The 4,705-nt window shown below is 61.3% G+C and carries 5 protein-coding genes and 1 pseudogene; 1 reads left to right on the top strand and 5 read right to left on the bottom strand.

Annotation, left to right across the window (positions count from 1 at the left end; genetic code table 11):
- Positions 1-135, top strand: a pseudogene (locus tag ABW043_RS08100) (GNAT family N-acetyltransferase); the annotation flags it as partial.
- 12 nt (positions 136-147) lie between these two features.
- On the opposite strand, the gene ABW043_RS08095 reads toward ABW043_RS08100, so the two are convergent.
- The 5 genes from ABW043_RS08095 to ABW043_RS08075 form a co-directional block, all read right to left on the bottom strand.
- A complete protein-coding gene (locus ABW043_RS08095; RefSeq protein WP_353920710.1) occupies positions 148-654 on the bottom strand; it encodes a hypothetical protein in 507 nt (168 codons plus the stop codon).
- Between the two features lie 441 nt (positions 655-1,095).
- Positions 1,096-1,668, bottom strand: coding sequence for a LysE family translocator (locus ABW043_RS08090; RefSeq protein ID WP_353920709.1), 573 nt, complete (start codon positions 1,666-1,668; stop codon positions 1,096-1,098).
- Positions 1,669-1,795: 127 nt separating this feature from the next.
- On the bottom strand, positions 1,796-2,620 hold the full coding sequence (locus tag ABW043_RS08085) for an anti-sigma factor family protein (protein ID WP_353920708.1): 825 nt from the start codon (positions 2,618-2,620) through the stop codon (positions 1,796-1,798).
- Positions 2,617-3,162 (bottom strand): sigma-70 family RNA polymerase sigma factor, encoded by a 546-nt coding sequence (locus tag ABW043_RS08080; protein ID WP_353920707.1) that lies wholly within the window; start codon positions 3,160-3,162, stop codon positions 2,617-2,619. Before ABW043_RS08080 ends, ABW043_RS08085 begins: the two co-directional genes overlap by 4 nt.
- 499 nt (positions 3,163-3,661) lie before the next feature.
- Complete coding sequence (locus ABW043_RS08075) at positions 3,662-4,672, bottom strand: IS30 family transposase (protein WP_353920711.1); 1,011 nt, start codon at positions 4,670-4,672, stop codon at positions 3,662-3,664.
- Between the last annotated feature and the right edge of the window lie 33 nt (positions 4,673-4,705).

The raw sequence follows: 4,705 nt of genomic DNA, 5'->3' as shown, positions 1-4,705 counted from the left end.
CGGTTCGAATGGAGCGTGCTCGACTGGAACGAGCCGGCGATCAGGGTCTATGACGCGGTCGGCGCCGAGCCCCAGACGGAATGGATCCGCTACCGCTTGGCGGGCGAGGGGCTCAAGGCCTTCGCCGAGAACTGAAGTCCCTGGCTCTCAGGAGACGGGGCAATTCCTCGACAGCACCACGATCAGGAACGACAGGTTGATCGCCCACAGAAGCGCACAGACGAACAGCACGGCGCGCCATGTCGAAGACGTCCGCCCGATACTTATCCCCAGCTGAACCAGTCTCACCGCCCGCCAGATGGAAAACACAGCGCCCACCACGGCGATCTTGTGGATCTGCCCGCTCAGCGCAAAAGCCGCCTCTATCCCGATCTGCAGCAGAAGCAGCACGGCCACCGCAAGTGCCGGCACCCAGATTTCCGGACGTTGGCGAAACGACCATGCGGCAATGCCGGGAATGACGAGCGCCGTCAGCACGCCGATCTTCATCCAGACCTGTGCCGGCATGAGGTTGAAGGCGGGCAGGGAGCGGAACCGGTAACTGCCCTGGCAGAACTCGCCGAAGGCGGATGACTGGAAGAGAACGACCGCCATGACACAGGCCGCGACCGCAAAGATGACATCGGTTCTGGCAAGGCTACGCTTGGATTCCATTCAGTCGTTTTCCGCAGATTGATTCTGGTCGCCGGTTCTTCCGGCCTGATGATAACGGGAACGAAGCCGGGTGCAGGGAGAGCTAATCGCCGCACCCGACTTCTGCCGCAAAAGGGTTCAGCCGACTGGCTCTGCGGTGATTGCATTTATCGAGCGCCAGACGTCGTTCCTCATTTCAAAATCTTGGGAATTTCGTGACCGTTGAAACATATCCGGCTCTTCGGCCAGTCGCATCAGGCACGGCGGAGGAGGGGTTGTCAAACGGGCGGGTGAAGCCGTGCTGCTGGCTCGCGTCTTGGTCTTTACCGGGTTGCATGCATGATGGAAGGCCGCGCGGAGACTTGTGACGCGGCCTTCCATCTGCAGCGCTCGAGGTGGGGTGACCCCGAGAGCTGCTCCGCCGCCCCCTGGAGGTGGAGAACCGGCATCGGACATCGTCTCTCAGGAGGCGATGTGGGTTAGGCCTTCGAAGCTTTTCAGCAGCATGGAAAGACCCAGTATGGCGAGCAGGACACCCGCTCCGCGATTGGCGAGCCCGAGTGTCGCAAGGTTAAGTCGCTGCCTCAGTCGCGATATCCCGAGGCTGAGCGCGGACCACCATGCAAGCGAGCCTGCAAAGACACCGACCAGCAGCAGCCCTCCGGGCGCTGCGATCTGGCTTGCAAACGCGGTGAGGGCGGCCGCGCACAGCGCAGGCGTCACCGGATTGAGAAAGCCGAAGCAGATGGCGGCGCAATAGCTGCGCGCAAAGCTGGGCGAGATGCCGTTCGGAGTGGCGACCACCAGCTCCCGCCGCCAAAGCCGCGCGGCGAAATAGAGGAGCAGCAGCCCGGCCGCAAACGCCAGAAGGCTGGCGTTTTCCGGCTTGCTCAACAGTGTCATGCCGCCGACAAGCGCCAGCGCGCTGTAGGTCAGGTGCACCGTGGCGACGCCGAACCCGGTCGCCATTCCAGCCCGCACTCCGTCCGCAAGTGTGCGCTCTACGCACATCATGCTCGTTGGACCGAAAGGCATTGCAATAGAAAGTCCGGCGCCGATACCCGCCACTAGGCATGCCATCCCGCTCATGAAAACCCCCAGCCCTGTTCGCTGGAGTAAACCGGAATCGATGTCGTTTTATTCGCGGTTGCTGGAAATTATTTTATCCGGCACCGGAAAGCCTTTTTCTGTAGAGCTCGGCGAAGGCTGAGAGCTCGCCTGGATTGAGGTCGGAAACGGCCCAATAGGTCAGACCGCCGTCCGTCCAGCTGCGCACATTCGTGCCCTCGATCACATCCGGTGCGCTGGCGTTTCTGCTCGTGGACACCGTGACCGTGACGCTGATCGTATGCTGGCGACGCTTGTAGATCATGGCCGGGACGGGCTTGCCGGCGATGACGTCCACGCGTCCGCCGACGAGCGGAAAGCCTTGGGCCGCAAAATCCGGTGCTGTCGGCGCGATCGTCGTCTTGCCGTTGAACCACGGCTTGACGACATGGTTGTCGGAGGAGGCGATGTCGAATGGCTGTGGAGCGATCAGTGCTCTCAGATGCGCTGCAAGGATCTCATTCTCGACCGTTGCTGACTGCTTGCCGTCCTGCGCAACATGGACTGCATAACTTCCGCCAAGCCCGCCGGCCAGGAGGCCGATCACAAGGGCCGCCGCGATCGACCGCCATTCGCTCGCCCTTGGCGCGTTCGCCGCTCTGGGGCCAACCTCCTCGACGCCGTCCTCCTGCGTCTCGCTGTGGCCGCTGGCCAGTTCCTCGGAAAGCGATGCCAGGATGGCGCCGCGCAGGCGCTCTGGAGCAGGCGCGCCGGGCAGCACATCGGCCAGTTCGGAAGAAAGGTCCTTGAGATCGCGGACAAAGGTTGCAAGCTCGGGATCGTCCTCGATCCTGCGCTGCATGGCGAGCTCTTCTCCGGGCGACAACTCTCCGTCGTGATAGGCGTTGATCAGCAGCTTTGTGTCGTTGTCGATCGTCAATGCCCCGCCTCCTTCAGATGCGACAGCAGAGACTGCCTCGCCTTGGCAAGGCGCGACATGACCGTTCCGATAGGCACGTTGCTGATTGCTGCGATCTCCCGATAACTCAGTCCGTGAAACTCCCTGAGCACCAGGGTCTCTCTCAGGTGCAGCGACAGGGTGTCCACGGCATCCTGTAGTTCGGCTGAGCGCTGTTTGGCAAGAAGGAGATCCTCCGGCGTCGGCACGGCGCTCGCCGTCATGCCGCCGCCGATTTCGATCTCGTACCGCGCTTCCGGCGGCATGTCCTCGAGCGAAACGAGCTTTGCAGGACGGTGACGCTGCAGCCAGGAATAGGCGACATTGCGAACGATGGTCAGGAACCAGGCGCGGGCATTGCCTTCGGCGAAGGTTTCTATGGCGCGGTAGGCCTTGAGGCAAGCCTCCTGCATCACGTCTTCCGCGTCGGTCGCGTTGCCGGTCAGCCAGCGCGCGAGACGATAACCCTCGTCGATGCGCGGCAGTACGATCTGCGCGAAACGTGCCTTCGCCAGGGTCGTCATAGGCTCGCTCAAACGATGAACGAAGTCATGGCATCAGCCTTTCGACCTTGGTGTGTGCGCGGATTTTCGGGAGGAAGAGACAACGAAACGAGCAGGCGTGTCAACGCAAATTGCCGAGGACTGTTTTCTCTGCGGGGGAGCGGCAGGCGCGGCGGGGGCTCGAGCCGCCGGTCCTGATATATGGGGCTGCCTCGCGTTCAACAACAGCGATATCCCAGCGGGCGCAAGGCAAACACGCTGCCGCGGGTCCCGTCGATAAAGACAAAATCCCGTACGCAGTCGATCCGCACCGACATTTCTTCGCTCCAGGACACCGACCAACGCAGAAGTCGACGCCGATCGGCGAGGGTGAATCTGCCGGTGGGTCATCTGCCGGCAGCAAGGGCATCTGACAAAGCGGGAATGCGAAATGTCTCAGATCACTGGCATGGGGCGATTGGAAATGGAATCCGCCCCCGTGTGAGTTCATGCTGAGGCGCGACTTGCGGGCCGCTTCAAGCTAACCGGCATGCCTTATCTGGGCGAGCAGTTTCTTGCGAAAGACTTCTGCCGGCGTTCGATAGCCGAGGCATTTGCGCGGCGTGCCGTTCAGTCTGTTGCAGATCTCGATCAAATCGGTATCCGTCACCGACAGCGGATCGACCTCTCTCGATAGCCATTTCCGTGCTCGTCTATTGGTATTTTCGACAGTGCCTTTTTGCCAGGGCGATTGCGGGTCGCAGAACCAGGTCTGTGTGCCGATGCTCGCCTGGAGGTAAGGCCAGTCGGTGAATTCCGTGCCACGGTCGAACGTGATGGAACGACGGGCGAGGTGGGGTAGGGCTTGGAGTGCTTGCACAAGGCCATTCATGACCGGTCGGGACTGCCGATCGTTGTTGCGCAGGAAAATTGCAAAGCGGCTGACCCGCTCGACCAGCGATGTCACATTGGCTTTTCCGAACTTTTTCCGGAACTGGATCAGATCGCACTCCCAATGCCCGAACTGCTTGCGATCGGCGACTACATCCGGGCGGCGCAAGATGTTGAGCTCGGGGCTAAACCGTTGGCCATGCTTGCGTCTTGCATGTCGTGGTCGTCGTCTCGCCCGATGCTCCGGCAGGTGCCGCCACAGCTTGATCGCTTGGCCGTCGGACGAGTATGCGAACTTGTAGATCGTTTCGTGGCTGACCGAGATCGGATGCCGCTCCAGGCGCATTCGGCCGGCAATCTGCTGCGGCGACCAGCCATGCATGATCCGGTCGATGACGGATTGCCGGATATGCGAGAAGCGCACCAGCTTGCGGAGTTTCGCACGCCGTTCGCAAGCCATGTCGTGCGCCGTCACACAATAGTAGCCGTTAAGATCCGGGACCACCTTGTCGACGAACATGTTGCGCTTGATCTCGCGAAAGATCGTCGAGCGATGTCGTCCGAGTTTCTCGGCGATGATCCCAACGCCAAGCCCAGCCATCCGCCAGCGGGCGATCTTGCGTCGTTCGTCTAGATCGATATGGGAGTAGGTACGGTCCATTGCGTCTTCCTTGCGAGTGACAACCCATTGGTA

The organism is Devosia sp. (genome assembly GCF_040509215.1).
GTDB lineage: Bacteria > Pseudomonadota > Alphaproteobacteria > Rhizobiales > Devosiaceae > Devosia.
Note: the sequence above shows the minus strand (reverse complement) of the source record. Positions and strands in the feature narration are given on the sequence as shown.